This is a genomic window from Nitrosomonas cryotolerans ATCC 49181, assembly GCF_900143275.1.
In the GTDB taxonomy this organism is placed as follows: domain Bacteria; phylum Pseudomonadota; class Gammaproteobacteria; order Burkholderiales; family Nitrosomonadaceae; genus Nitrosomonas; species Nitrosomonas cryotolerans.
Genome location: NZ_FSRO01000001.1, coordinates 108,937 through 133,749, shown reverse-complemented (window position 1 = coordinate 133,749; position 24,813 = coordinate 108,937). Strand labels below are relative to the sequence as shown.

The 24,813-nt window shown below is 42.7% G+C and carries 24 protein-coding genes, 1 tRNA gene and 1 pseudogene; 6 read left to right on the top strand and 20 right to left on the bottom strand.

Going from position 1 to position 24,813, the window contains the following annotated elements:
• The first annotated feature begins 260 nt into the window (after window positions 1-260).
• Window positions 261-3,152 carry an RNA polymerase-associated protein RapA gene (gene rapA, locus BUQ89_RS00550; RefSeq protein ID WP_028461538.1) on the top strand — a complete coding sequence of 964 codons (2,892 nt, stop codon included), beginning with the start codon at window positions 261-263 and terminating at the stop codon, window positions 3,150-3,152.
• A 303-nt stretch (window positions 3,153-3,455) separates the two neighbouring features.
• Here the strand turns inward: rapA and ychF are convergent, their stop codons facing one another.
• The 10 genes from ychF to minC all read right to left on the bottom strand — a co-directional run bounded on the left by ychF (window position 3,456) and on the right by minC (window position 10,894).
• A complete protein-coding gene (ychF, locus tag BUQ89_RS00545) occupies window positions 3,456-4,547 on the bottom strand; it encodes a redox-regulated ATPase YchF (protein ID WP_028461539.1) in 1,092 nt (363 codons plus the stop codon).
• A gap of 90 nt (window positions 4,548-4,637) precedes the next feature.
• Window positions 4,638-5,207, bottom strand: coding sequence for an aminoacyl-tRNA hydrolase (gene pth / locus BUQ89_RS00540; RefSeq protein WP_028461540.1), 570 nt, complete (start codon window positions 5,205-5,207; stop codon window positions 4,638-4,640).
• Between the two features lie 188 nt (window positions 5,208-5,395).
• Complete coding sequence (locus tag BUQ89_RS00535) at window positions 5,396-6,019, bottom strand: 50S ribosomal protein L25/general stress protein Ctc (protein WP_028461541.1); 624 nt, start codon at window positions 6,017-6,019, stop codon at window positions 5,396-5,398.
• Between the two features lie 70 nt (window positions 6,020-6,089).
• On the bottom strand, window positions 6,090-7,040 hold the full coding sequence (locus tag BUQ89_RS00530; protein WP_028461542.1) for a ribose-phosphate pyrophosphokinase: 951 nt from the start codon (window positions 7,038-7,040) through the stop codon (window positions 6,090-6,092).
• Window positions 7,041-7,204: 164 nt separating this feature from the next.
• Window positions 7,205-7,279: transfer RNA gene (locus BUQ89_RS00525), tRNA-Gln, on the bottom strand.
• A gap of 6 nt (window positions 7,280-7,285) precedes the next feature.
• Complete coding sequence (gene ispE, locus BUQ89_RS00520) at window positions 7,286-8,125, bottom strand: 4-(cytidine 5'-diphospho)-2-C-methyl-D-erythritol kinase (RefSeq protein WP_028461543.1); 840 nt, start codon at window positions 8,123-8,125, stop codon at window positions 7,286-7,288.
• Between the two features lie 41 nt (window positions 8,126-8,166).
• Window positions 8,167-8,844, bottom strand: coding sequence for a lipoprotein insertase outer membrane protein LolB (gene lolB / locus BUQ89_RS00515; RefSeq protein WP_074202450.1), 678 nt, complete (start codon window positions 8,842-8,844; stop codon window positions 8,167-8,169).
• Window positions 8,841-9,119 (bottom strand): cell division topological specificity factor MinE, encoded by a 279-nt coding sequence (gene minE / locus BUQ89_RS00510; RefSeq protein ID WP_028461544.1) that lies wholly within the window; start codon window positions 9,117-9,119, stop codon window positions 8,841-8,843. Before minE ends, lolB begins: the two co-directional genes overlap by 4 nt.
• The gene (gene minD, locus BUQ89_RS00505) at window positions 9,119-9,928 is read right to left on the bottom strand and encodes a septum site-determining protein MinD (RefSeq protein WP_028461545.1); all 810 of its coding nucleotides are present in this window, start codon (window positions 9,926-9,928) and stop codon (window positions 9,119-9,121) included. The genes minE and minD overlap by 1 nt, the downstream gene beginning before the upstream one ends.
• A 24-nt stretch (window positions 9,929-9,952) precedes the next feature.
• The gene (gene minC / locus BUQ89_RS00500) at window positions 9,953-10,894 is read right to left on the bottom strand and encodes a septum site-determining protein MinC (RefSeq protein WP_245812861.1); all 942 of its coding nucleotides are present in this window, start codon (window positions 10,892-10,894) and stop codon (window positions 9,953-9,955) included.
• 320 nt (window positions 10,895-11,214) lie between these two features.
• On the opposite strand from minC, the gene BUQ89_RS00495 reads away from it, so the two are divergent.
• A complete protein-coding gene (locus tag BUQ89_RS00495) occupies window positions 11,215-11,751 on the top strand; it encodes a Slp family lipoprotein (RefSeq protein WP_028461547.1) in 537 nt (178 codons plus the stop codon).
• 104 nt (window positions 11,752-11,855) lie between these two features.
• Window positions 11,856-13,112, top strand: coding sequence for a YfiM family lipoprotein (locus BUQ89_RS00490; protein WP_028461548.1), 1,257 nt, complete (start codon window positions 11,856-11,858; stop codon window positions 13,110-13,112).
• A gap of 101 nt (window positions 13,113-13,213) precedes the next feature.
• Here the strand turns inward: BUQ89_RS00490 and BUQ89_RS00485 are convergent, their stop codons facing one another.
• Entirely contained in the window at window positions 13,214-14,935 is a 1,722-nt protein-coding gene (locus BUQ89_RS00485; RefSeq protein ID WP_028461549.1) for a tetratricopeptide repeat protein, read from the bottom strand.
• Between the two features lie 692 nt (window positions 14,936-15,627).
• Window positions 15,628-15,717: pseudogene (locus BUQ89_RS14480) on the bottom strand (hypothetical protein); the annotation flags it as partial.
• 108 nt (window positions 15,718-15,825) lie between these two features.
• Here BUQ89_RS14480 and BUQ89_RS13645 point away from each other — a divergent pair.
• Window positions 15,826-16,032 carry a hypothetical protein gene (locus BUQ89_RS13645; protein ID WP_177183586.1) on the top strand — a complete coding sequence of 69 codons (207 nt, stop codon included), beginning with the start codon at window positions 15,826-15,828 and terminating at the stop codon, window positions 16,030-16,032.
• On the opposite strand, the gene BUQ89_RS14475 is transcribed toward BUQ89_RS13645, so the two are convergent.
• The 6 genes from BUQ89_RS14475 to BUQ89_RS00460 all read right to left on the bottom strand — a co-directional run bounded on the left by BUQ89_RS14475 (window position 16,000) and on the right by BUQ89_RS00460 (window position 20,532).
• The gene (locus tag BUQ89_RS14475) at window positions 16,000-16,092 is read right to left on the bottom strand and encodes a hypothetical protein (protein WP_369668803.1); all 93 of its coding nucleotides are present in this window, start codon (window positions 16,090-16,092) and stop codon (window positions 16,000-16,002) included. The two genes, BUQ89_RS13645 and BUQ89_RS14475, sit on opposite strands and share 33 nt — an antisense overlap.
• Before the next feature lie 25 nt (window positions 16,093-16,117).
• Entirely contained in the window at window positions 16,118-16,519 is a 402-nt protein-coding gene (locus BUQ89_RS13790) for a hypothetical protein (RefSeq protein WP_218146745.1), read from the bottom strand.
• A gap of 447 nt (window positions 16,520-16,966) precedes the next feature.
• A complete protein-coding gene (locus BUQ89_RS00475; RefSeq protein ID WP_028461552.1) occupies window positions 16,967-18,151 on the bottom strand; it encodes an NAD(P)/FAD-dependent oxidoreductase in 1,185 nt (394 codons plus the stop codon).
• A 338-nt stretch (window positions 18,152-18,489) separates the two neighbouring features.
• Window positions 18,490-18,993 (bottom strand): TPM domain-containing protein, encoded by a 504-nt coding sequence (locus BUQ89_RS00470; protein WP_028461553.1) that lies wholly within the window; start codon window positions 18,991-18,993, stop codon window positions 18,490-18,492.
• On the bottom strand, window positions 18,994-19,875 hold the full coding sequence (locus BUQ89_RS00465; protein ID WP_028461554.1) for a TPM domain-containing protein: 882 nt from the start codon (window positions 19,873-19,875) through the stop codon (window positions 18,994-18,996). It lies immediately after the preceding gene.
• Window positions 19,876-19,923: 48 nt separating this feature from the next.
• The gene (locus BUQ89_RS00460) at window positions 19,924-20,532 is read right to left on the bottom strand and encodes a LemA family protein (RefSeq protein ID WP_028461555.1); all 609 of its coding nucleotides are present in this window, start codon (window positions 20,530-20,532) and stop codon (window positions 19,924-19,926) included.
• A gap of 307 nt (window positions 20,533-20,839) precedes the next feature.
• On the opposite strand from BUQ89_RS00460, the gene BUQ89_RS00455 reads away from it, so the two are divergent.
• Window positions 20,840-21,601: a TerC family protein gene (locus tag BUQ89_RS00455; RefSeq protein WP_028461556.1), complete on the top strand. Its 762-nt coding sequence runs from the start codon at window positions 20,840-20,842 to the stop codon at window positions 21,599-21,601.
• A 203-nt stretch (window positions 21,602-21,804) separates the two neighbouring features.
• Here the strand turns inward: BUQ89_RS00455 and tnpA are convergent, their stop codons facing one another.
• The gene (tnpA, locus tag BUQ89_RS00450; protein WP_074202449.1) at window positions 21,805-22,248 is read right to left on the bottom strand and encodes an IS200/IS605 family transposase; all 444 of its coding nucleotides are present in this window, start codon (window positions 22,246-22,248) and stop codon (window positions 21,805-21,807) included.
• Window positions 22,249-22,278: 30 nt separating this feature from the next.
• Between tnpA and BUQ89_RS00445 the strand changes: the two genes are divergently transcribed.
• Complete coding sequence (locus tag BUQ89_RS00445) at window positions 22,279-23,511, top strand: RNA-guided endonuclease InsQ/TnpB family protein (protein WP_074202448.1); 1,233 nt, start codon at window positions 22,279-22,281, stop codon at window positions 23,509-23,511.
• A 142-nt stretch (window positions 23,512-23,653) separates the two neighbouring features.
• On the opposite strand, the gene BUQ89_RS00440 is transcribed toward BUQ89_RS00445, so the two are convergent.
• A complete protein-coding gene (locus BUQ89_RS00440; RefSeq protein WP_028462212.1) occupies window positions 23,654-24,763 on the bottom strand; it encodes a TolB family protein in 1,110 nt (369 codons plus the stop codon).
• Between the last annotated feature and the right edge of the window lie 50 nt (window positions 24,764-24,813).

Genomic DNA, 24,813 nt, shown 5'->3' with positions numbered 1-24,813 from the left:
TTTTAAAAAGATCGCTGACTGATATTCGGGGGAATTTCGGATGCCGCAGAAAACGCCTCGAATTCAGTCAGCCAATCAACAATAATCCATATAACTCTATCTAGTCGATATTTTCCAAATAAATTCCGGATTTAAAATTAGCCTACTATCAAAGTGACTGAATCAAAATATTTTATCAATAATCTATTCTGCGTATCTGGCTCAGTTTTTCTTGCCTATTTCTGCTCCCATCCCATTCTTTTTCTAATGCCAATAAGTTTATGAATGATTTTAGACTCGGTCAACGCTGGATATGTGATGCGGATTTGCAGCTAGGTTTAGGAACTATCCAGGCTGTCGAGAACCGAACCGTCACACTTCTCTTCATGGCAACAGGAGAAACACGTTCTTACGCGAGACAATCAGCACCATTAACACGTGTTATTTTTTCAGTGGGCGATACGCTAACCAGTCATGAGGACTGGACATTAAAAGTTGAGTCAGTGATACAACAAGATGGGTTATTTATCTATTCCGGAATAACCCCGGATGGAAACAGACTGAGACTTGCTGAAACACAACTGGCTCAGTTCATGCAATTTAACCAACCTGCTGAACGGTTATTTAATGGACAGATTGATAGAGACCAATGGTTTCGGATACGATACCAAACGCTACTGGAGCGAAACCGGCTGGCCAACACCCCATTATATGGCTTGATCGGTTCCCGCGCCGATCTGATTCCTCATCAATTGTATATTGCCCATGAAGTTGCACAGCGATACGCGCCGCGCGTATTACTCGCTGATGAAGTGGGCCTGGGGAAGACTATTGAAGCCGGCCTGATTCTACATCAACAGTTATTGACCGAGCGTATCAAACGAGTACTCATTGTCGTCCCGGAAACATTGCTGCATCAGTGGCTGGTAGAAATGCTGCGACGTTTTAATCTTTATTTTAGTGTATTTGATAAGGCTCGCTGTGAGGCCTTAGCAGAAAGCGATGCTCAGGAGAATCCATTCCATAGCGAACAACTGATCCTGTGCAGCCTCAATTTTCTTTGTCTCAATCCAGATTATTGCCAATTCGCCATAGAAGGTGAATGGGATTTGTTAATTGTGGATGAAGCGCATCATTTACAATGGTCAGCACAAGAAATAAGCCCGGAATATGCCATCATTGAACAATTAGCAACGCACACTAAAGGCATTCTTTTATTAACAGCAACACCCGAGCAATTAGGAAAAAGCAGCCACTTTGCGCGTCTTCGATTACTGGATCCCAATCGATTTCCTGATTTTGAAACTTTTGTTGCAGAAGAACAATCCTATGCACCTATTGCACAAGCAATAGAGGCTCTACTCAGCGAACAGCATTTAGATGATGAAATAAACCAAGTTATCGCATCGACAATTCAATCGGAATACGCCCAGAAATTATTGAGACAATTGAACAGTCCGGCTTTAGATTTACAGAAAAATAATAGTATACGAAAAGAACTGGCCGAATTATTACTCGATCGACATGGAACGGGCCGCATATTATTTCGTAATACGCGCGCAGCGATCCAAGGGTTTCCAAAAAGACATGTCAAGGCTATACCGCTTGCATTACCGCCGCAATATCGTGACTGTTCTTTGTCATCTGTAGCAATCGCCAAATCGCAACCACAATTATTGCTTTGTCCAGAACGACTCTATCAAATGACCGCACAACCCGTCGATCCATACTGGACCGAAATTGATCCACGGGTAAGCTGGCTGAGTACTACCCTGAAACAACTAAAACCTGAAAAAGTATTAGTGATTACCGCCAATACACAAACAGCACTCGATCTGGCTAAAGCACTCAAAACCCTAACCGGTCAGCATATTCCAGTATTTCATGAGCATATGAGCCTAGTTGAACGCGACCGAGCTGCGGCCTTTTTTGCGAATAAGGAAGGGGATAGCCAGCTGCTTGTCTGCTCTGAAATTGGTAGTGAAGGGCGTAACTTCCAATTCGCCCATCATCTGATTCTATTTGATTTACCCTTAAATCCAGATTTGCTTGAACAACGAATTGGCAGGCTGGACCGAATTGGTCAGACCGAAACAATTAATATATCGATTCCTTATCTGGAAAACAGTGCCCAGGCGATCATGTTTTACTGGTATCACCAAGGATTAAATGCTTTTCAGAAAACCTGCCCTGCGGGTCAAACTGTTTTCTTATCGATCGAGACCTCACTCAAGAAGATCCTTTACCAACGTGAACCAAACTTAGATGAAGTTTCAGATTTAATTCGTGTTACTCACGCTACCCATCAAGCACTCAACGATACGCTAGAGCGTGGACGGGATAAGTTACTTGAATACCATTCTTTCCGGCCAGATATCACTGACAAGCTAATGGCATTACAGGATACAGATAAACGCTTATCACATTATATGGATACTGCCTTTGATTGTTTTGGCATCCATAGCGAAGAACATCGTTCCAACAGTTTTCTTATCCGCCCCAGTGAACATATGACCGCCCCATTTTGGGGTTTAAATGATGAAGGGACGGTCATCACTTATGACAGAAAAACAGCGTTAGCCAATGAAGATATTCATTATCTCACCTGGGAGCATCCTATGGTTATCCATACCATGGATAGGGTTTTGAGTAATGAATTAGGCAATGCTGTAATCATCGCCATGCAGCACAAAACGGTCATACCTGGAACTCTGTTTCTAGAAAGCCTGTACGTCATTGAAACAGGACACATTAATCTATACCAAAGCAACCGCTATCTACCATCAACCATGATTCGTATTTTACTCGATGAACAGGGTAATGAGAATTATCCCTCTCTGAATCATACCGCAATTAATAATCACTATTCGCCAATTCCAATCGAAATAGCAAAACAGGTTATTCAGTTAAAAAAGGAATCAATTCGAACACTAATTTCAATCAGCAGACAACAGGCTCAGATACAAATCCCCGAGATCACTGCGCAGGCACATGATAAAGTAGAAAAGATTTTTACACTTGAGATTGATCGGCTCAAGACTTTACGCAACGTCAATCCGAACGTACGCACAGAAGAAATCGATTTTCTCGAACAACAGCGGAAAGATCTAACTCAGGCATTTAACGCGGTCAATTTAAGATTGGATGCACTCAGAATTATTGTTGCCACCTAATCGATCTCATACGATCACGATCCCTTCAATGAGAAAAATGGTCAAAATTACATAAAATAATTCTACTTGCTACATAAAGGGAGACTTTTTCAGAAGCCCTTGTAAAAAGATTTAACCTATTGATTATAAAGGAATAGCTTTTAAACCATTGGGATTTTACAAAGATCTCAAAGGGATTGTCTCGTAATATACGATTTATTCATTTTTAGCTATACAACCTATTAGTTATTAACAAATAGGTTGAGTAAGCAGCTCAGTTTTTGGCTATTTATAGGCAGGCCTATAAAATAAACGGAATTCTAGTTATACATTAAAACGAAAATGCATGATGTCTCCATCTTTAACGATATATTCTTTGCCCTCAAGACGCATTTTACCGGCCTCTTTTGCACCTTGTTCACCTTTGCAGGTAATAAAATCGTCATAAGCAATGACTTCAGCACGAATAAAACCTTTTTCGAAATCGGTATGAATAACACTCGCAGCTTGCGGTGCAGTGTCCCCCTTATGAATCGTCCAAGCTCTAACTTCTTTTACTCCGGCAGTAAAATAAGTCTGCAGTCCCAGTAACTGATAAGCAGCACGTACCAAGCGATTCAATCCTGGTTCCTCAAGATGAATATCCGCAAGAAAAATCTGCTTATCCTCATCCGATAGCTCTGCAATTTCAGCCTCAAGTGAGGCACAGATTGCCACCACCGGCGCACCTTCTTTGGCCGCATATTCCTCCACACGCGCCAATAACGGATTATTCTCGAAACCAGTATCGTCAACATTAGCTACATAAATAGCAGGTTTGGCCGTTAATAAGCATAAGGGTAGTAATAACTGCCGTTGATCTTTATCCAGATCCAAGGTTCGAGCGGGCCTGCCTTGATCAAGATGTGCGTGCATCATTTCCAATAAGGTGCACATCTTGATCGCGTCTTTATTGCCCGATTTCGCCAGCTTGGCTTCACGTTGTAATGCTTTTTCTACTGTCGCCAGATCAGCTAAAGATAATTCAGTCTGTATAATTTCAATATCCGAAATCGGATCCACTTTGCCAGTCACGTGAACAATATTATCGTCCGCAAAACAGCGCACCATATTCACGATTCCATCCGTTTCACGAATATTGGCAAGAAATTTATTTCCTAATCCTTCTCCTTTGGATGCCCCGGCAACCAGACCCGCGATATCAACAAATTCGACGATAGCGGCCTGTATTTTCTGCGGGTTTACGATCTCACTGAGTTTTTCCAAGCGTAGATCAGGCACCTCTACAATACCTATATTAGGATCAATCGTACAAAAAGGATAGTTTTCTGCGGCAATACCCGCCTTAGTTAATGCATTAAACAGCGTGGATTTTCCAACATTGGGAAGGCCCACAATACCGCATTTCAGACTCATGACCTGATTCTCATTGAAATTTTATTCACGTAATATTCTGCACAGTAAGGCTAGAAATAGGATTTGTTTTTATCGCCCACCCCACCATTTTCACGCTTTGGTATGTAGTTTTAACATTGCTGCTTGACAATCACCCTGGACAAGTAGTGGCCAAACTTCCAAACTACGCTCAATCGCTTCATCAATCAGTGTAGCCTCTGCTTTTCCTGGCGAACGCAGCACATAATCCACCACGGCATTTCTATTACCCGGATGCCCTATACCAATTCTCAAACGCCAAAAATCTTTGGTACCGAGCTGTGCCGCAATGTCTTTAAGACCATTATGTCCACCCAAACCACCCCCCCATTTCAGCTTGCTTACCCCCGGCAATAGATCCAGCTCATCATGTATCACTATTATCTGCTCAGGCTGGATTTTATAAAATCGACATAGAGCCGCAACAGCTCGTCCACTCGCATTCATGTAGGTCTGTGGTTCTAGTAAATACAGTTCAGCGTTGCCCTGCCCAACTCGGGCACATAAACCATGAAAACGTGCTTCTGCTCTCAGCGAAACTCCCAGTTTATCAACCAGGTTATTTATCCACTGAAAGCCGGCATTATGCCGAGTATCAACATACTCCTTCCCTGGATTTCCCAGACCAACAATGAGCTTCATGAAATTTTTTAGGTTTTTACAATGATAGCCATTGTCCAGTTATTCTATCAATCAATATAAGTACTGAGCACATCGATTCCAGAATATTCTGGGTGGCAACTAAAAAAATAAAATCTGCTGTGACTCAATATACCAGCAGATTTATTCCTTCCAGTCAGCATCTGAATCAATTCAGTTTTACCGCCTATTTAAACACCGTCTTTATCCGTCGCAGCAGTGTCGTTATCCTCAGAAGAAAGAGCCGAGCGTGGGATAACAATCGTTGCAACAGGCGAATCATCCCCCTTGGCCAATGCAGGAATTTCCACGTTTGCAGGTAATACCAGATCTCTTAAATGAAGTGTGTGTCCCGCCGCCATCTCGGCTAAATCGACAGAAATAAATTCTGGCAGGTCTGCTGGCAAGCAGGATATATCCACTTCGGTAAGAACATGGCTGACAATACCTCCAGAAGTCTTGACTCCTGGAGAGATCTCCGCATTAATAAAGTGCAACGGGACTTTCATGTGTATTTTTTTATTCTTGGCAACGCGTTGAAAATCAACATGTAATACTTGCTGTTTAAACGGATGCATTTGCACGTCACGCAACAATACCTGCTGGCTCTCTCCCGCAACAATCAAAGACAGGATAGAAGCATGAAATGCTTCCTGTTTCAGTTTATGAAATAAATTATTATGATCCAGCTCGATAGATTGTGCCGGAGATTCCCCGCCATAAATAACACCTGGAACCTTGCCAGAACCACGCAGACGGCGGCTCGCACCCTTTCCCTGCATTGTACGTTTATCAGCACTAATTTCAATTTGCATTTTACTTCTCCAAAACGTAGTTTGTCCGCGACCAGGCAAACCAATTATAAAAAAGAGACAAAATTCGCTCTTACTCCATAAACAGCGAACTTAATGAACTTTCATTGCTAATCCGCAACATTGTTTCCGCCAGTAAGCTAGCAACACTCAATTGACAGATGCGACTACAGGCTTTGGCATCCTCACGCAAAGGAATCGTATCAGTAACGACTACCTTGTCCAATTCGGAGTTCTCAATCCGTTCCACTGCGCTACCCGATAATACAGCATGAGTTGAATAAGCCAGTACATATTCGGCGCCTTCTGCTTTCAATGCCCGAGCTGCTTCACATAAAGTATTCGCAGTATCCACCATATCATCGATGATGACGCAGGTACGACCCTTAACCTCACCAATAATATTCATTACCTTTGCTTCGTTGGGCTTAGGGCGGCGTTTATCAATAATCGCCAGGTCACATTCCAAACGCTTGGCCATATGCCGAGCCCGTACTACACCACCCACGTCGGGCGAAACAACGACCAAATTCTGATAGTTACTCTTCCAGACATCACCAAGCAGAATAGGCGTCCCATAGATATTATCTACTGGAATATCAAAGAATCCCTGGATTTGGTCAGAATGTAAGTCCATTGTCAGTAACCGATCCACGCCAACTGTGGTTAACATATTGGCCACTACTTTAGCTGTGATCGGCACGCGTACCGAACGCGGTCTTCTATCTTGCCGGGCGTAACCAAAATAAGGAATAGCGGCAGTAATACGCCGAGCAGATGCACGTTTGAGTGCATCCACCATTACCAATATCTCCATCAAGCTATCGTTAGTGGGTGCGCAAGTAGACTGTAGTACAAACACATCCTTACCGCGCACATTTTCCAGGATTTCCACCATAATCTCACCATCGCTAAAACGCTCAACCGTAGCGCGTCCTAAATGTATATTGAGATGTTTGACAACATTCTGTGCCAATTTTGGATTGGCTGTGCCGGTAAAAACCATCAAACTGTCGTAAGACATGTTATTCCTCTGACATAAAAGTCTGGAAACGGGAGAACACCGACTGCTCCTGACTATATGAAGCGGTTACAAATAAAACAATAGGCTGGATCTTGTCTTGTTGTTTATACCTGAAAAAAGCCGGATCATTCTTGAAATTTCTTAATGATAATATTTGCTCAATCTGGCTGGGGAGGTAGGGATCGAACCTACGAATGCCGGAATCAAAATCCGGTGCCTTACCACTTGGCGACTCCCCAAATTCTTTAATCCATAGAAATACACATAGGATGCCGATTCAGTCCTTGTGCTATAAAGCCATTGATACCGGCAGGAATCTGTTCAACCGCAGCTTTCGCCGCTATTTCGGTTGCAAATTCAGCAAATACACAAGAACCTGAACCACTCATTCTGACTATTGTAGTATTATCCAACTGTTTTAGCCACTCTAAATAGTTCGCCACTTCAGGGTATGCTCGACATACCACCGATTCTAGATCGTTGTGTCCTTGCCAGATGGGAAAGTGCGGTATTTTGATAGGAATCGTGTTTCGTGTCAATTCCTTGCTTGCAAAAATCTTTGCTGTCGATATCTGCACTGAAGGAACTAACACCAAATACCAGGCAGATGGTAGTTCAATAGGCGCCAGTTTCTCACCTATTCCTTCTGCAAAAGCACTTCTTCCAAAAATAAATACAGGAACATCTGCACCCAGCTTTACTCCCAATTTCATTAACCCATTCTTTTCCCAACCTAGCCCCCACAATTGATTCAGCGCCAACAAAGTCGTTGCTGCATCAGAGCTACCACCGCCCAGACCACCTCCCATCGGGATCTGCTTCTTCAAAAAGATATCAACACCTTGCGCTGCGCCACTTTCCTGTTGCAATAATTTTGCAGCACGAACACATAAGTTTTCTTCCTCGGGAATAATCGCAGTCGACATATGCAATTTGATAACGCTGTCCTTGCGTAGCTCAAAACTTAATTCATCAGAAAAGTCTAAAAAACGGAAAACGGTTTGTAATAAATGATACCCATCATGCCGGCGACCTATCACATGTAAAAATAAATTAAGCTTGGCAGGGGCAGGCAGTGTCAGCATTGATATAAAAAATAAAATTTAAATGATTATGTAGCAATGGATCACTCTACTTTCCAATCATCGACTACCAATTTAATTTTTAGGTCGTCGTTATAGCTCAGTTCTATTATTCTAGGACGATCCAGTGAAACCGCACTGACTGAAAAATACCGGATATAATTAATCTGCCAATTATCCTGCCGAATAGTCTTGATCCGACCATTAACATCCAAATCCTGCTCGGATGCGGTTGCTGGAGAATGCATCCCCTGCACCCAATACTGCAGGCCTTTTAACGGTAAGCGCCACCCTAAAATTTCCTCAGTCAGGCTTTCCACATCCACAGCATAAAATATCGCCTGTTCCGAAGTTGTAAGGCGAACGCCCTCAAGATCACGCTCTATTTGTGCTACTGTTTGGCCTAAAGGCGAGAGCAGCAGAATTTCATCATTGAATCCCGTATGTTCCCAGCGCACTCGACCAGAAAAATGTTGCTTCTCATCTCGAACTGATATTCTGCCCAGCAAATTAAAATTGGCAAGCACTGTATTTGCCCGGTCTGGCTCAGGTTGGGTAACAATAGTAGTCACAATTGTGGCTTGCGGCGTTAAGATTGCACAGCCTCCCACCAATGAGAAGAAACAAAGCAGTAATTTCCATGCAAAGAAATTACCTATCTTTCGGCTAATCGAACATACTTCTTTCTCCGCGTGAGAAATATATAATTCACAATTTTTCAATTGCCGGAATTTTTATTCGTTTGCTGGTAATCAGGCAAAATAATGTTTAACTCGAGCGTCTCCTGATCCTCATCTTGCTCAAAATTAACGGATATGGCATCTTGATCCACATTTACATATTTACGAATCACCTCTAATAATTCTTTTTGTAATTGCGGAAGATAAGAGGGCTGGCCACGGCCAGATCGTTCATGAGCAACAAGGATTTGCAACCTATCTTTTGCAATTATTGCAGATTTAGGTTTAGATGATCTAAAGTAGTCCAGTAAGCTCATTATTTCCCTCCGAAAAGCTTGCTGAGAAACCCCTTTTTGCTGTCAATAAATCGATGCGGTCGTTTTTCACCCAAGTAACGCGCAACAATATCAACATATGCTTGCCCCGCCTCGCTTTTCTCATCCAAAATTACAGGTATCCCGGCATTCGACGCGGTTAGCACGGATCTTGATTCTGGAATAATTCCAAGCAAATGCAACGATAATATATCCTGAACATCATCAAGTCCTAGCATCTCTCCAGATTTAACTCTAGCTGCGTCATAGCGGGTAAGCAGCAAATATTCCTTGATAGGCTCCTCATTCCTTTCAGCTCTGCGAGATTTGCTCGATAAGATTCCTAACATTCGGTCAGAATCCCTAACTGAAGAAATCTCTGGATTCGTCACAACAAAAGCATCGTCAGCAAAGTAAAGTGCTAAATTTGCACCTTTCTCAATACCTGCGGGAGAATCACAAACGATATATTTAAAATCTTTGGATAATTCATCCAAAACTTTACCTACTCCTTCCAGGCTTAAAGCATCTTTATCACGCGTCTGTGAAGCAGGGAGAATATAAAGCAAATTACAGTTTTTATCGCGAATTAATGCCTGGCTAAGACTAGCTTCTCCATTAATAACATTAATAAAATCATATACAACCCGCCGTTCACACCCCATGATCAAGTCTAAATTACGCAAACCAACATCAAAATCAATAACGGCCGTTTTATGACCTTTTTTTGCAAGCCCCATAGCAATAGCCGCACTTGTTGTTGTTTTACCAACGCCACCTTTACCTGATGTCACGACAATGATTCTTGCCAATTGAGTCTCCTTTGCTAAATGGTCTTATGCAATTTCTTTAATAATTAAAGCGTGATCCTGCAAATAGATCTGTACCGGTTTTTTATTTCTGATTTTATTTAAATCTTCACTCGTTTTATAATCTCCGGCAATGGAAATCAGTTCTGCCTGCAGGTCAAAACAGAAAATACGGGCAGCTTTATTACCTTGCACACCTGCTAAAGCGCGTCCTCTTAACGTATTGTAAACATGGATATTCCCTTCAGCCATAATTTCTGCGCCGGCGCTAACCTGGGATAAAATCACCAAGTCACCTGCTGCATAAACACGCTGACCAGAACGAATAGGCTGGGTAATCAATGTTGTTATCGGTGGAACAGTTGCCGAAACGGCTACTGCAGCCTCAGCCGCAGCTGCCTTTGGTTGAGAAAAGGATGTATTCGTGGCCTGTTTTTGTGTTTCACCAAATGTTACAGCGCTGTCATTACTACGCATGGTATCAATCGGAATAAAGAGCGTATTTGCTTGCTCATTTTGTTGCTCGCTTCCACCGCGAATACCTGTAGGGAATAAACCCATCATGCGTAATTTATCTGTAAGGTGAATGATATTTAAATCATGCCCCTGTTTATTTAATTCTCGAACATCAACTATCAGAGGTGAATTTCTAAAAAATTCTGGGGCTAAGCGGATTTTTTCCTGAAGATGCTGTTCAATAACAGCTAAATCATTGCTGAAAAGAATCAGAATAGGCACAAAAAAAGTACCGCTCTTGAATTCAAGTGCGGGTGGTATATAAGATGCTGTTTGCGGATCTTTCGACATCCCGTTAGGCCTGCTTGATTTACAATGTATAGACCGATATTTTACTATTATACCTACCAATACAGCAGATAGAAATTCTGGCATATATTCTAACGATACTGTATATATAACTGGACATATTATAGGGACAACATTCGTTTTAAAAATAGAATTAAATGTCATAACCTCCCTCAATTCTAACAGCTGTTAGAAGGTTATAGTTATAGCTTAGGAAATTAATCTCATTAACATTAAATCGGAATGCTATCCGTTTGTTTAGGCTGCATTATGACAACGGTTATTTCAATTCACAGAGAAATCAATAGCATCTTCACTCAAAGGCGGCATTATTGAGATTCAAGCAGCTGTAATAACTACGATGCGATTGCTCATTACCATTTTTTATTATGACTCGCATGAACTATATATTACCAATAAACTCAGATAGTTAATAATATTAACAACACCAACCGAAGAAGTTTCAATCAATCCCTGGAGGAAGTATGAGACTTTATTTCTTAGTTATCTATCTATTATTGACGGCCTGTTCGAGTTCACCTTCGATTATCCGTGACATTCCTGTTGTTGATGTTTCTTACAACCTGGCAAACCAAGATATTAATCAATACAAAGATATTTCTGTACGTTGGGGCGGAATTATTATTGATGTAGAAAATGATTCACATTTTAGTCTGGTTCAAGTTTTATTCTATCCATTGAATTATAATAGTTATCCACAAGTTGATCAGCCACATGAAGGGCGCTTTGTGATTAAAAGCCATGAATTTCTGGATCCAGTAATTTATGCCAAGAATAAGAAAATTACCGTTGTGGGAAAACTCATAGGCCGTATTACTCGTACAATTGGAAAAAAAACCATTCAGGTTCCTTTAATATCATCCACTGCTATTTATCTATGGCCTGCACATCCTCCCCGCAGTAGTTGGGGAAATTGTGGCTACAGCAACTATGGATATCCTCTCTGCTACTTTGGCTATCCTTTTTATCGGGGAGGATTCTATCATCCACTCTGGTATTGAGCGCATAAATCCATGAAACCCACGGTATCATGCACCACATGATGCAAACAGATAGTTGTGCTTGTGCCACTCAATAAATACTCATTTGAATCAATTGTATAATTATGCGTAGATTCCTACAATTACTAGCCATCTGTCTATTTGCAACGCCAGTTCTGTTAATCGCTCTTCTATTCCAAGCTATTGAAGCACAGCCACGGATTGTTCGTCAGGTAACACTCTCTCCTCAGCACATAGCACATGCAAAACAGCTGATCGATACCCATCTCCATCAGGCCAATCCTGGCGTGCTGACTACCGCCAGCATTCTCTCCAAAGATGCTGACATTGCAACAAATTATCTGGTTAATCGTTTTGGAAATGGCAGCGCACAAGTCGTATTCTCTGATCAACACGCACTCATCCGTCTTTGCCTTCCCATACCCACAAACTTAATAAATGGCTATTTAAATTTCGAAATAACTCTAATGCAGATGGCCGGCCTTCCACAACTACAGGCCGTACATGTCGGGAATCTAATTCTTCCGGATTTTATTACCCGTCTATTCGTATCTCAGTTGATTAAATGGGCGCAACGGAATTACGAACTTTACGCAATTGCCGACGCCATTAAGTTGGTTCGAATAACGCCAGATAAAGTCAACATCGTCTATCGCTGGGAAAATAAATTTTCTCAAAATAAACAAGGAATTCCGCTGATTGATAAACAAGAAAGAGCGCGGTTATTTCGTTATCACACATTATTGACCCGAATCAGTAAGCAAAGTAATACCCGAACTATTTCTCTCACAAAAATTCTCCCGCCTCTTATGCAACTTGCCTCCAGCCATTCGATAAAGGGTAATGCAGTGCTAGAAAATCGGGCTGTACTTTTAGTAACGGCTTTCCATGTACTGGGAATGCCATTAAAACTGCTCATTCCCGAAGCAGCTAACTGGCCCCGCGCCAACAATCAGATCGTTACCATTGATGAGCGCGATGATTTTGCCAAACATTTCATCTTATCTGCTGCCATCACCGCGTATACCGATACGATTTTATCCGATGCCATCGGTTTATATAAAGAACTTGAAGACTCACGTTCTGGCAGTGGCTTCTCATTTAATGATATTGCTGCTGATCGTGCCGGCACAAGATTTGGTGAAAAGGCAGTAGCCAGCCAAGCCACTGCCCGACACCTTCAGCAAGTGATCGCACCAGGCCTCGATGACGCAGATTTAATGCCGCCTTGGTCTGATCTGCCTGAATCTATGTCTGAAGCGGAATTTAAACAACGCTATGGCGGTCTGAATACGCCGGCCTACCAGAAAATGATGCAGGATATAGAAAAACGAGTTTCGGCATTACCAATATTACGTTAGCATAAGCAAAGATAAAGTGTTCACTTGGCCCTTATCACTAGCTTAAGTCGGGAATAACAGGGTAACGGCAGGTTGTTTTGTTTTGATGTCAATGATCCGAGCTAATGCATCAATCGTTTCATGGTATCGAGCAATGCTTCATTATTCGGATTATCCTCTAATGCTGTTCGCCATATTCTTTCGGCATCGTCCCTCGCACCCTGCACCCAGAGTACCTCTCCCAAATGAGCGGCAATTTCAGGGTCAGGACGAGCAGCAAATGCAAGATTCAAGTAATTAAGTCCATCTACGATATTACCCATACGGTAATATATCCAACCTAAACTATCCATGATGTATGGATCTTCTGGAGAAAGCTCAACTGCTTTTTTTATCAACACTAAAGCCTCCGGCAAACGATTTCCCCGTTCGGCAAGGCTGTAACCCAATGCATTATAGGCATGCGCATTGTCTGGCTTTAATTGTATTAACTTACGCAAGTCTTCCTCCAGAATCTCAAACCGACCGATCTTATCCGCAGCCAAAGCACGATCATAAAGCAGCTCGGGATAGTCAACCAGCCTTTTCAGGCTATTATCGAGCAAATCAAATACCTCTTGATATGCACCCGATTCACGCAGTAACTGCGCTTCCGCCAGAATCAAATGAGCTTTTTGCTGATCATCGGCAGCAGGTACTTGCTGTAAATATTCTCGTGCCTCATTCAGATGCCCCTGTTGTGCCAGCAAGGCGGCATAACGAACTTGTGCAGGAAGATGGCGCTCACCACTGGTCACTCGCTGATACAATTCCATGGCTGCATCAATGCGCCGCGTTTCCTCATATATCTGCGCAAGATGAAAACGAACTGAATTAGCATCCTCATATCCCAGATCGAGTGCTTTTTTAAAACTTGTTTCAGTCACATCGAAATCCCGCAACTCCATCGATAGCAAACCAACTGCTAATGCTATATCCGCACTATCCGGATTTTCCAGCAATAGTTGTTGTAGTTGTTCACGCGCCTTATCCAGATTGCCTATTGAAACCAATACGCGAATATAAGCAATACGCACATCATTCGCTTTGGGATATTCATTGAGATAATCACCATAAAACTCAGTTGTATCGCCATTGGGAATGCGTTGTAATATACGCCCCTGATAAATGGCCGCCATTTCCCAATCTGGACGTAATGCCAGGGCCCGTTTCATCTCCTCCAGAGCAAGCTCGTACTGGTGAGCAAACCAAGCCGCCTGAGAAACAGAAAAATGTGCCTCAGGTAAGTCAGGATAGAGTTGAGATAATTCTTGCAGCAATCTAAGAGTTGCTGTCTTATTAACGTTACGTGACAACAATGTGTTCAATTGCATAAAAGCGTTATCAACCGAATCCTTTTCTGCTGCCAATAGTTTTTCCAGATGAGGGCGCGCCTTATCTAGTTCACCAAGGTTCACCAGTAATGCTGCGGCGGTCTGGCGTGCATCCACCGAATCGGGATCCAGCTCCACCCACATTGATACAGCAGCTTCGGCGGCAAACGGATGACGCGCATGTAACGCGATCTCACTGGCTCGCTGGGCAATACGCGGATCGCGAGTCATTTTCACTAATTTGAGGTAGCTTCTAATCGCAGTTTCTAGATCATTGCGCTGTAGTGCCGTCTCTCCCAGTAAAAGATCAAATAATATCGATGCGGTCAACTCCTGTTTAGGTAAATTGAACTGATCAACTTCAGCTTGCTCAGCGGACTTTACTGTTTTTTCACTCTCAATTTTAATAGGATTCTGCGCACAGGCAGCAAGACCAAATGACAGTAACACGCCAAGAATTTTAAAGTTCATGAAAAATCCAGATAATATTCAAAAATAAGTTAATTAAAGGGCGTAGCCAGCCTTCAATTCCGCCTCTATATTTGACACATTCTACTTTTATACAAACAGTAAAGTGAATAAATTAATGATGCAACAATCACGCCCCATTTCCTGCACATCTACACATCGGCAGTGTCCAGATATCGATAATGTGCATTGTTAGCTTTAGTTTATCGATTCAATTAGCAAGTGAGATAAGGATGCCAATAAACTTTCATGAGATGATTGAATCATGAAAATGATGAAAGTTCATACAATTTTTTGACATAAAAAGGAAATATTCTCTTTTCAGTAAAAATTTATTCAGTTTGAATTCCTTTATACACCAGCTTATTTTTAATTATCACTAGATATTGCTGAATCCGGCAACCTTCTTTGCATAACAGGCATATCCTAATTAATTTGTACCGCTGATATTCACAATCAATAATCATACATATACTATATACATTAGTCAGTTATACTACCATTCTCCAGATCGCCATCAATACGAGAAAGAATATAGCAGTTATTGTCTCCTAAATGAGACAATAACAGTACGCTTCGAATGTTTGACATCCTCCCCCCGCCTAAAGACAGGGAACTCCTGCTGCCTCTACCCCGGAATGGGGTAGATGACTTCGGTGAGTTTTTGTTGCTGACGGCATTGCTGCATCGTTCACTTAGCAGACGAACTGGGCATGTCCTCCCCTTAGAATATTGATGGCCGCGTTGAGGTCTGCATTTTCTGCGTATCCACATTCGACACACGCGGAGACCTTTGTAAAACCCCAGTAGTTGAAAAATTAACCCTTCATAATCAATAATATAAAACTTCTGGTGAGGGCTTTTTCAAAAATCTCACGCGAACTTGGATTGCATTGTGCGATTCCCGGCGAACACATGGTCGCAGGCCGGTTCCGGCTTGTGCTACGCGGATTGATGGCAAGCACATCACCGTCCCGCCTCGCTTGCTTGTATTCCAACTGGCGGCGGAATTCACCTCAGCTCTGATCGAGCATCGATTTGCTGAAACCCGCTTTGGCTTTGATACTTCATCCTGGCGACTCAATCGAACCTGCTGCTGACTTATTCATATTCTTGACTTTCAGATCTTCAATAACGATCATCGCGTGGTTTTTGCTTATGCGGTTGGAAGTCTTATGGAGAAAATCATTCCGGATACGGGCTACCCGCTAATGCAATTGTATTATTTTCTGTTTCTGTTTCTGTTTCTGTTTCTGTCTTTTCCAATTGTTGCTGAACTTGGTTTTGCGACTCAGCCCACGTTGGTATTTCGTCAGCTTTCCGCATTTTTGCGAAAGGCGTTGACCGGTTCAAACATCGTACCATCCGAAACGCAGCAAATAGCGTAACGACTGCGTCAAGACCCACAATCGATGAAGATGGATGGCACCGGCCGTTCAACCTTGCGCCCAGTCTGAATGCTGGCGTACCACTTGCCAGCACACAGGATACGTGATGTTTTTTGATTGTGCCTTCGACAGCGCGACGCTTGCAATAGCGAATCCAGTCCAGCTTGGGAAGTCTGATACGACTATTGGCATCGTCCAACTCGCAACCTTGAGACGGAGCTAATGGAATTTGATGGTGAGCATGACTACGCTCATCTCCTGAGACTTTTGCAAAAGTCTCTATTAAACGATTCTTTAGGCTCGGTCAGTTTAAACGCAACTGTTTACTTAATGGGTCCAAGATCAGCTCTGGTGACTCTTTGTCTCCCCGCAATGATTATCCATGCGTCCAGCGATAGTGAGACCACTGTATGAGACCTTTGCAAAATCCCAATAGTTGAAAATTAATCCTTTATAATCAATAGCCTAAATCTTATTGCGAGAGCTTTTGCAAGAGCCTCGTATAATTATTCCCGCTCGAAAAAATACCGGGTGCGGCTCCTGATTCACTAAAAAACGACGAGGCAATCGGCCATACCGCAAACAGCAACCAAAAAATAGATCCTATCTAATAGATTTTGCGTTAGCTCTACTTTAAGAATACGAATCAGTCGCTGATACGGCCTTTCAACATCTCATCCGTATGTTTAGCTTTTTCTGCAATCAAATCAAGCGCCACATCTACCTGACCCCAGGTATTCCATAGTAATACACCGCAGACACGGCCATCGCGCAGGTAATAAATTACGCCTTTACGGAAGGGTTCCTTCCAATCCTCAACCATATCAAGATTCGCGTCCAGTTCGCCTACAGCCTCATATCCCAGATCAAACAAATCGGAATAGAAAAACGGCTGGTGATGATAAACATCTGACTGGCCCGCCATGTTTCTACCGGCCATTTCTCCCATAACATTGGCATTGTCTTCATGTTCCACCCGCATCCGTTTTTCCAGTAATATGCTGTAAAAATTGGCAACATCACCCGCTGCATAAATATCAGGATGGCTTGTACGCAACATCTCATCGACAATAATGCCATTATCAACCATCAAACCCGCTTGTTTAGCAAGGTCTATATTCGGCTGAATACCTAGCCCAGCTACAACACCATCAGCACTCATTTCCGAGCCATTTTCTGTCACAATTGTTATTTTCGCACCTGTCGTCTGAATAGACTTAATGGCCTGCGAGCTCAAGACGGTCACACCTTTTTCTCGATAGTAATTATCCAGAAAATCCGCAAGTGCGGGCGGATAGATACGCGCCCCAATATTTTTTTCCGGAAAAAGCATCGTCACTTGTTTATCATTTGAGGCCAGCGCAGCAGCTATCTCCGAACCTATAAAACCACCACCGATGACAATAAAATCAGAACCGTGCTCACATAATTCACGCAGTTTTCGATAATCGTCCACGGTTCTAAAGTAGAGGATCCCATCATCAGGATACGGCAGGCGTCTTACCGCCCCTCCTGTGGCCAGCAAAAGCTTTTCATAGGTATAAATATTTCCAGCGTCATCAGTGACTGCCTTCTTTTCTGGATCAAGTGCAATCACTTTCTTACCCAGATGCATGGCAAAATTAAGACCATGCGTACTGCGCCAAATCGATTCAAGCGGCGTCTCTTTTCCTTGCCACAAGGATTTGGATAAAGGTGGGCGATCATACGGCGGGTGCAGCTCCTCACAGATCATTGCAATCGCACCATCCTGATCAATTTTGCGGATACCGTGAACAGCTGAATCAGCGGTCATCCCACCGCCAATAATAAGATATTTGTGATGTTTCATGGCAGCTCCTTTATAAAGACGTATAAAAATAGACCTTTTACGTTTATTGAGGCTCGTCCAAATATAATACTCTCAAAATTTTATTCGTAATCTTTTTCTGCTCTATATGTGAGATCTTATATAAGATCTGTTTAATTCGATAACAATGCATTTGTTTATCGCAACACTTGAAACGATCAAGAATAACAGCGTACTTCACTATTCAAGACCGTCTTCCACTATATAAAATCGGTCATACCCCGGTAATTTGGATCAGGAAAATCCCATCGGCATGAGAATGAATAAGCCGTCGTGAAATAAAGGCGCAAGAGTCTATGCAGCCATACGCTTATTTTGGATTAAAAAAATACAACAGGTTCGTCAGGCAGCTCATTTCCACCCTGCTTCAGATTAGGCGGGAAGTATATTCGCAGATAATAACTAACAGCATCAATACCGTTAATGATTCCTGCCTCAAATTGTTGCTGTCTAAAAGCAGATTCCATGGTATGGCAGATATTATCCCATTCCCCATTAGCCACCTTGGCATCAATCCCGCGATCCACAATGATTTCTACATCACGATCTGCAAGCAGCAGGTAGATCAGGACCCCATTATTGTATTCGGTATCCCAGACCCGTATTTGGGAAAATACCTCTATTGCCCGCTCACGCGCGGTTTGACCGCGTAACAATGAAACCGTACTCAATGCGGCTTCTACAGCAAAACAGATCTCACCGTCATGAGTCATTTCTGACCGCTGGATAGCCGACTCGATGGCGGTCAAAGAAGCCGCGGGCAATATACGCCGCACAGCCAGTTGGCCGGTTGTCAGATGCCGCATAATACGAACATAATTCATTTACCATCTCCCCGATGCCCCGCCGCCGCCAAAACCGCCGCCGCCTCCCCTAAATCCGCCCCCGCCAATACCATGAGAACCGGACCAGCGGCCATTCCTCCGTCCATTGCGATAAATCCCTCTACCCGCGCCTTGAAAAAGGCCAAGACAGAATATAAAAACAGCCATGAGTATGGCCATAACCACAGAGGAAAAAAATAACCAGCCTGCCAATCCTACCGCGATACTCGTCACGGTGGCGCCGACAAGACGTCCCAACAAGACCTGTAATATTTTTCCAAGCACCGTGAATCCCATTACAACAGGAATAAAATTATCCAGAAAAAGATCCATACGGTCAGCACCGTTATCGGCAGGCATCAAATGGGGGCGAGGCAGTGCTTCTCCTTCGATCAGTTTCAGAACAGCATCGATACCCGCGTCAATTCCTTCCGCAAGCTTTCCTTTTTTAAGCGGTGGCACGATTATCTCTTCGATAATCCGTTTTACCATTGCATCCGGCAAAACACCTTCCAGACCATAACCGACCTCTATACGTAATGTTCTGTCATTTTTCGCGATTAACAACAACACACCATCATCGATGCCTCTACGCCCCAGCTTCCATACTTCGGCAACACGTATTGAATACTGCTCGATTGTTTCAGGTCGAGTGGTAGGGACAATCAATACCGCAATCTGGCTGCCTTTCTTTTTTTCAAAAATACTTAATTTTTGTTCCAACCGCATCATTTCAGAAATGGAAAGTGTCGCTGTTAGATCAATAACCTGGGATTCAAGCGGCGGAACAGCCATTTCTGCCCGAGAAAAGGCAACCGAGAAAAGCAGCATGGCAAGCCAAAGTGCTTTTATTCCGATTCGAATCATTGGAGAAGATTTCATTATATTACCGTAACATAATGAGAATAATGTGTTCGGGCAAAACGATCCTTATTTTCCTATGGGCTCTGAAAAACCAAAATCCACCATCGGAGCAATTGAAATGGCCTGCTCATCTTCCACAGTAAAACTGGGCTTTATTTGAAAACCAAACAGCATCGCTGTGAGGTTGCTGGGAAAAGAGCGTACGACAATATTGTATGCTTGCACTGCCTTGATAAACCGGTTGCGAGCCACGGTGATCCGGTTTTCCGTACCTTCGAGTTGCGCCTGTAAATCACGGAAGTTGATATCTGACTTAAGTTGCGGATAATTCTCCACGACGACCAGCAGACGTGCCAGCGCACTCGATAATTCCCCCTGCGCGCGCTGAAATTTGGAAAACGCTTCCGAGTCATTGATCAGTTCCGGTGTGGCCTGAATACTACCAACCCTGGAACGAGCACTGGTTACACCCAAAAATACTTCTTTCTCCTGCGCCGTAAATCCCTTCACTACATTGACCAGATTAGGGACTAGATCGGCACGGCGTTTGTATTGGTTTAATACTTCCGCCCAGCTTGCCTTAATCTGTTCATCCGCAGACTGTAGCGCGTTATAGCCACAACCACTTAAGGTCAACATAAAAAATAACGCCGCCATCGATAGCCATTTGCGCATACTTGTCTCCCGAAGAAAATTGACTGCTGCATCCGCTGATACTCCACTATGGTCATCATCGAACAGCGAGTTTGCTTATGCTCTCCCTCTCTTCATAAAAAAACATGACTTCTTCTGTTCGCTATGAGAAAAGCGTGCTGTTTTGACATAATTCCTCCACCTCTGTTCCTTCTTATGTCACAATTTTACAGAATATCGGAATTCATGATAGACGAGCTGAACTACGCACATCCATCCAGGTCTCGGTAAATCATGACTAACCCATTTTCAATACCCTGCATAATCGTCAAAGAAAGAGGAAACCGCAATGTTTGAATGGCTGATGAGTCCTGAGGCTTGGATCGCGCTAGGCACGTTAACCGCATTAGAAATTGTTCTGGGTATTGATAACATCATTTTCATTTCTATTCTCGTTGGACGCCTTCCTGAGAGCCAGCGAGCCTTTGCCAGAAGAATCGGGTTGAGTCTCGCCATGATCTCGCGCTTAGCCTTATTATTTTCTATTTCCTGGGTCATGGGACTCACCGAACCATGGCTCACGGTATTAAGTTATGAAATTTCAGGACGCGATATTATTTTGATCGGTGGGGGCCTGTTTCTGGTCGCCAAAGCAACTCATGAAATCCATAATAGCCTGGAAGGTGTAGCAGAACAGGGTCACATGGTCATAGCGATGAACCTGGGAATGATACTATTCCAGATTACGCTTCTGGATATTGTATTTTCATTAGACTCCGTTATTACAGCAGTCGGTCTGGTCGACGAGGTTTCTCTAATGGCAACAGCCATTATTCTAGCTGTCATCGTGATGCTTCTGGCGGCCAAAGCAATCGGAGACTTCGTAGACCAACATCCCACGATCAAGATACTTGCACTTTCTTTTCTCATCCTGGTCGGAGTCACCCTCATGGTAGAAGGCTTCGGTGTACATGTACCAAAGGGTTATATTTACTTTGCAATGGCTTTCTCCATGACGGTAGAAATGCTCAATCTTCGTATGCGGAAAAAACGCGGGACCCCGGTCAAACTCTATAAGAAGATTCCCGAACAAACCGTTGATATACCCTAGGAAACAACGTCGAGTACACAATTGAATACCATCTCACTTGTCCAGCGAATTTATCAAATAGCGCGTAAAACTTCGTCCTTCAGGGCGGAGATATAAGCGCACAGGCGAAGCCTGTTTAATGCGGTCTTTGCTGTTGTTCATATATAAGACCGCTGCATAACTGGTTATCTCGGGCTGGGCAAGATTTTTAAGTGTTTGATTTATCAATGCTGCAAGTAATCAGAAAAGCTTAAAAATACAGTTATGCAGCGGTCTTTATATTGCTTAATAATCGAGAGTGGTGCTCCACCACAACTACCCGCAAAATAGCTTGGACTCCAAAGCATATTACTCCAAAGCTTATTTTTAATTTCGGGATAATTCTTTTTGCGAATAAGTCGGCTTGAAACGCCTTTCAAACTATTTACCAAGTTAGAAATAGCAATTTTTGGTGGATAGTTAACTAAAAGGTGAATATGATCATGCTTACCGTTAAATTCCACCAATTCTGCTTCAAAATCCAAACACACGTTTTTAAATATTTCTTCCAAATCAATTAATACCCTTCCGGAGAAAACATCTCTACGGTATTTTGTTACAAAGACCAAATGAACATGAAGATTAAAAACACAATGTTTTCCTGTTCTTACATAGTTATTAACTTGCATAGACCAATTATTTTTTGTATAATTATAACCATGAAGCAGATTATACGCAAAGCCTTTAAATCTCGACTCAATCCAGATTCTGACCAAGTACAGAAGATGGTTGAGTTTGCGGGTGCTAATCGGTTTGTTTGGAATAAAACCTTAGCAATGAATCTGTTCAGATTAGAGCAGAAACAGCCATTGCTTTGGTACAACGAGTTGTCATTTTGGCTAAAGCTATGGAAATCCTCAGAAGATTATGGATTTCTAAAAACCGTTCATTCTCAACCGTTGCAACAAGCCTTAAAAAACTTAGAAAAAGCGTTCAAAGACGGTTTTGATAAAAAACAGCCTTTAAAACGGATTCCAAAATTCAAGAAAAAAGGTTTGAGTGACAGCTTTCGTTATCCACAAGGATTTAAGCTGGAGCAAGAGTCTAGCAAAGTGTTCTTGCCTAAAATCGGTTGGGTGAAATATCGTAATTCACGCCAAGTCATTGGTGACGTTAAAAATATGACGATTTCCCGTAAAGGCGGTTATTGGTACGTGTCGATTCAGACTGAGTACGAGACCGAGCTAAAGCGTCATAGCTCAACCAGTATGATTGGTGTTGATATGGGCGTTACCCGCTTTGCAACCTTGTCAGACGGCTCATACGTAGAACCTTTAAACAGTTTCAGAAAGTTATCAAAGAAACTGGCTTTTGAACAGCGTAAGCTGTCTAAAAAAGTCCGTTTCTCTGCTAACTGGAAAAAGCAGAAACAAATCATTACCCGACTACATGAGCGTATTGCCAATGCTCGTTTAGACTTCTTACACAAAACCTCAACCGAAATCAGCAAAAATCACGCAATGGTCGTAGTTGAGAATTTAAAGATAGGAAACATGTCTAAGAGTGCCAAGGGCAGTGTTGAAAAGCATGGTAAAAACGTCAAAGCGAAATCGGGTCTAAACAAATCCATTCTTGACCAAGGATGGGGAATGTTCGTTTCGTTCTTGGAGTATAAACAGGCTTGTTCAGGCGGGGATGTATTGAAGGTAAACCCTCAATACACCTCTCAAACCTGCCCTGGATGTCAACATGTTAGTCGTGACAATCGCAAAAGCCAAAGTGCTTTTGAATGTACAGAATGTGGATTTAAAGCCAATGCCGACTTGGTAGGTGCCTTGAATGTACTTGAGCGAGGACATCGCTTGTTAGCCTGTGGAGTTGAAACGTTAGTTTCGTCTAAGAAGCAGGAACCAGTAGGCAGTAGCAATACAAACCTACTCTTAACGGCTTAATAAGTCGCTAGGAATCCCCTTCGTTTAGGAAGGGGAGGATGTCAATCTCACAAACTGGTTAACGGATACAGATTGCGCTCATCGAATACCTGGAAGTGGCTGTAAGACAAGATAACAGCCGTACTTCCAGTGTCAAACGCGTTTACTTCAATGAAAGGCTTTCCAGTGCTTTCTTATGATTCCATTGTCCATGGAAGAGGTGACCCTTCTTTTCCGGTGTACGGTCGCTGGTCCAGGTCAGAAATGCCCCATCCGGCGTAAAAACGGGTAGGCCATCGAATCCTGCTTTATCTGTTACTTGTACGGGAGGCTGCTTCCCGTCAACATCAACGATATACAACTCAAAATTTCGATGTCCGTGAATATTAGTCGAAAAAATGATGTATTTTCCGGAAGGATGGTAAAAAGGCGCCCATGACATTGCTCCCAGGTGCGTGATTTGTTTTTGATCCGACCCATCAATGTTCATGGTATAAATTTCAGCTATTCTGCCACCAGAAGAGAAGCGTCGCCACACAATCCGTTTTCCATCCGGACTAAAAAACGGACCACCATCATAAGCATTGGTATGTGTCAGCCTTTTCACATTGGTACCATCAGCATGCATGATATAGATGTCAATTAAAGCAGATGGATCCTTCTCAAAGAGCGCACTTTCCTCTGCTGACAGTTTTTCCGTATAAGCTCTCCGATTCGATGCAAAAGCGATATATTTTCCATCGGGAGACCAGGAAGCTTCCGCATCATATCCCATTGTATCTGTAAGATTCTTTATTTTATCGCCACTATAATCCGTTTCAAAAATGTCATAGTACGCATCATAATCCCAGGCATACGATTTCCGCTCTCCTGATTTCCTTCTCTCGATTTCAGCTTTCATTTTGTTTTTAGCATCGGGATCCAGATGAGTGGAAGAGAACAACACTTTTTCCTGAGAAGGATGAATCCATGAACAAGTCGTTTTACCGATTCCAGGAGAAACGCGCTGCGTCTTGTCATTCGCCAGGTTTTTCAAATAAATCTGATAAAAAGGGTTCTCTTCAGAGACTTCTGCCTGATACACCATCCAGCGCTGATCTGCACGATAATAAGCCTCACCTACCCGTTTTTCATCACTGGAAAGCTGATATTCCTCTGTAATAAAATCCAGCGTACCCGATTCAGCCGTCCACGAAAAAGCAAATAACCATAACAAGCCCGAAAAAAGAATCGAAAATTTAGTCAAAACCGGTATTCCTATCAAAGCATTCATTCTTTACTCATCCTGCTCAAAAAAGAGAAAACATTAACACATCGCTTCAA

Bases quoted from the DNA above. Each gene is read 5' to 3' on its own strand.
- BUQ89_RS00460 (WP_028461555.1), bottom strand. From the start codon at position 20,532: ATGCGCAAATGGCTATCGATGGCGGCGTTATTTTTTATGTTGACCTTA.
- minC (WP_245812861.1), bottom strand. From the start codon at position 10,894: ATGACATTTAATTCTATTTTTAAAACGAATGTTGTCCCTATAATATGT.
- BUQ89_RS00470 (WP_028461553.1), bottom strand. From the start codon at position 18,993: ATGAATTATGTTCGTATTATGCGGCATCTGACAACCGGCCAACTGGCT.
- rapA (WP_028461538.1), top strand. From the start codon at position 261: ATGAATGATTTTAGACTCGGTCAACGCTGGATATGTGATGCGGATTTG.
- BUQ89_RS00495 (WP_028461547.1), top strand. From the start codon at position 11,215: ATGAGACTTTATTTCTTAGTTATCTATCTATTATTGACGGCCTGTTCG.
- BUQ89_RS00490 (WP_028461548.1), top strand. From the start codon at position 11,856: ATGCGTAGATTCCTACAATTACTAGCCATCTGTCTATTTGCAACGCCA.
- BUQ89_RS00465 (WP_028461554.1), bottom strand. From the start codon at position 19,875: ATGAAATCTTCTCCAATGATTCGAATCGGAATAAAAGCACTTTGGCTT.
- pth (WP_028461540.1), bottom strand. From the start codon at position 5,207: ATGAAGCTCATTGTTGGTCTGGGAAATCCAGGGAAGGAGTATGTTGAT.
- minE (WP_028461544.1), bottom strand. From the start codon at position 9,119: ATGAGCTTACTGGACTACTTTAGATCATCTAAACCTAAATCTGCAATA.
- ispE (WP_028461543.1), bottom strand. From the start codon at position 8,125: ATGCTGACACTGCCTGCCCCTGCCAAGCTTAATTTATTTTTACATGTG.
- BUQ89_RS00440 (WP_028462212.1), bottom strand. From the start codon at position 24,763: ATGAATGCTTTGATAGGAATACCGGTTTTGACTAAATTTTCGATTCTT.
- BUQ89_RS00455 (WP_028461556.1), top strand. From the start codon at position 20,840: ATGTTTGAATGGCTGATGAGTCCTGAGGCTTGGATCGCGCTAGGCACG.
- ychF (WP_028461539.1), bottom strand. From the start codon at position 4,547: ATGAGTCTGAAATGCGGTATTGTGGGCCTTCCCAATGTTGGAAAATCC.
- BUQ89_RS00535 (WP_028461541.1), bottom strand. From the start codon at position 6,019: ATGCAAATTGAAATTAGTGCTGATAAACGTACAATGCAGGGAAAGGGT.
- tnpA (WP_074202449.1), bottom strand. From the start codon at position 22,248: ATGCAAGTTAATAACTATGTAAGAACAGGAAAACATTGTGTTTTTAAT.
- BUQ89_RS00530 (WP_028461542.1), bottom strand. From the start codon at position 7,040: ATGTCTTACGACAGTTTGATGGTTTTTACCGGCACAGCCAATCCAAAA.
- BUQ89_RS00475 (WP_028461552.1), bottom strand. From the start codon at position 18,151: ATGAAACATCACAAATATCTTATTATTGGCGGTGGGATGACCGCTGAT.
- BUQ89_RS00485 (WP_028461549.1), bottom strand. From the start codon at position 14,935: ATGAACTTTAAAATTCTTGGCGTGTTACTGTCATTTGGTCTTGCTGCC.
- BUQ89_RS00445 (WP_074202448.1), top strand. From the start codon at position 22,279: ATGAAGCAGATTATACGCAAAGCCTTTAAATCTCGACTCAATCCAGAT.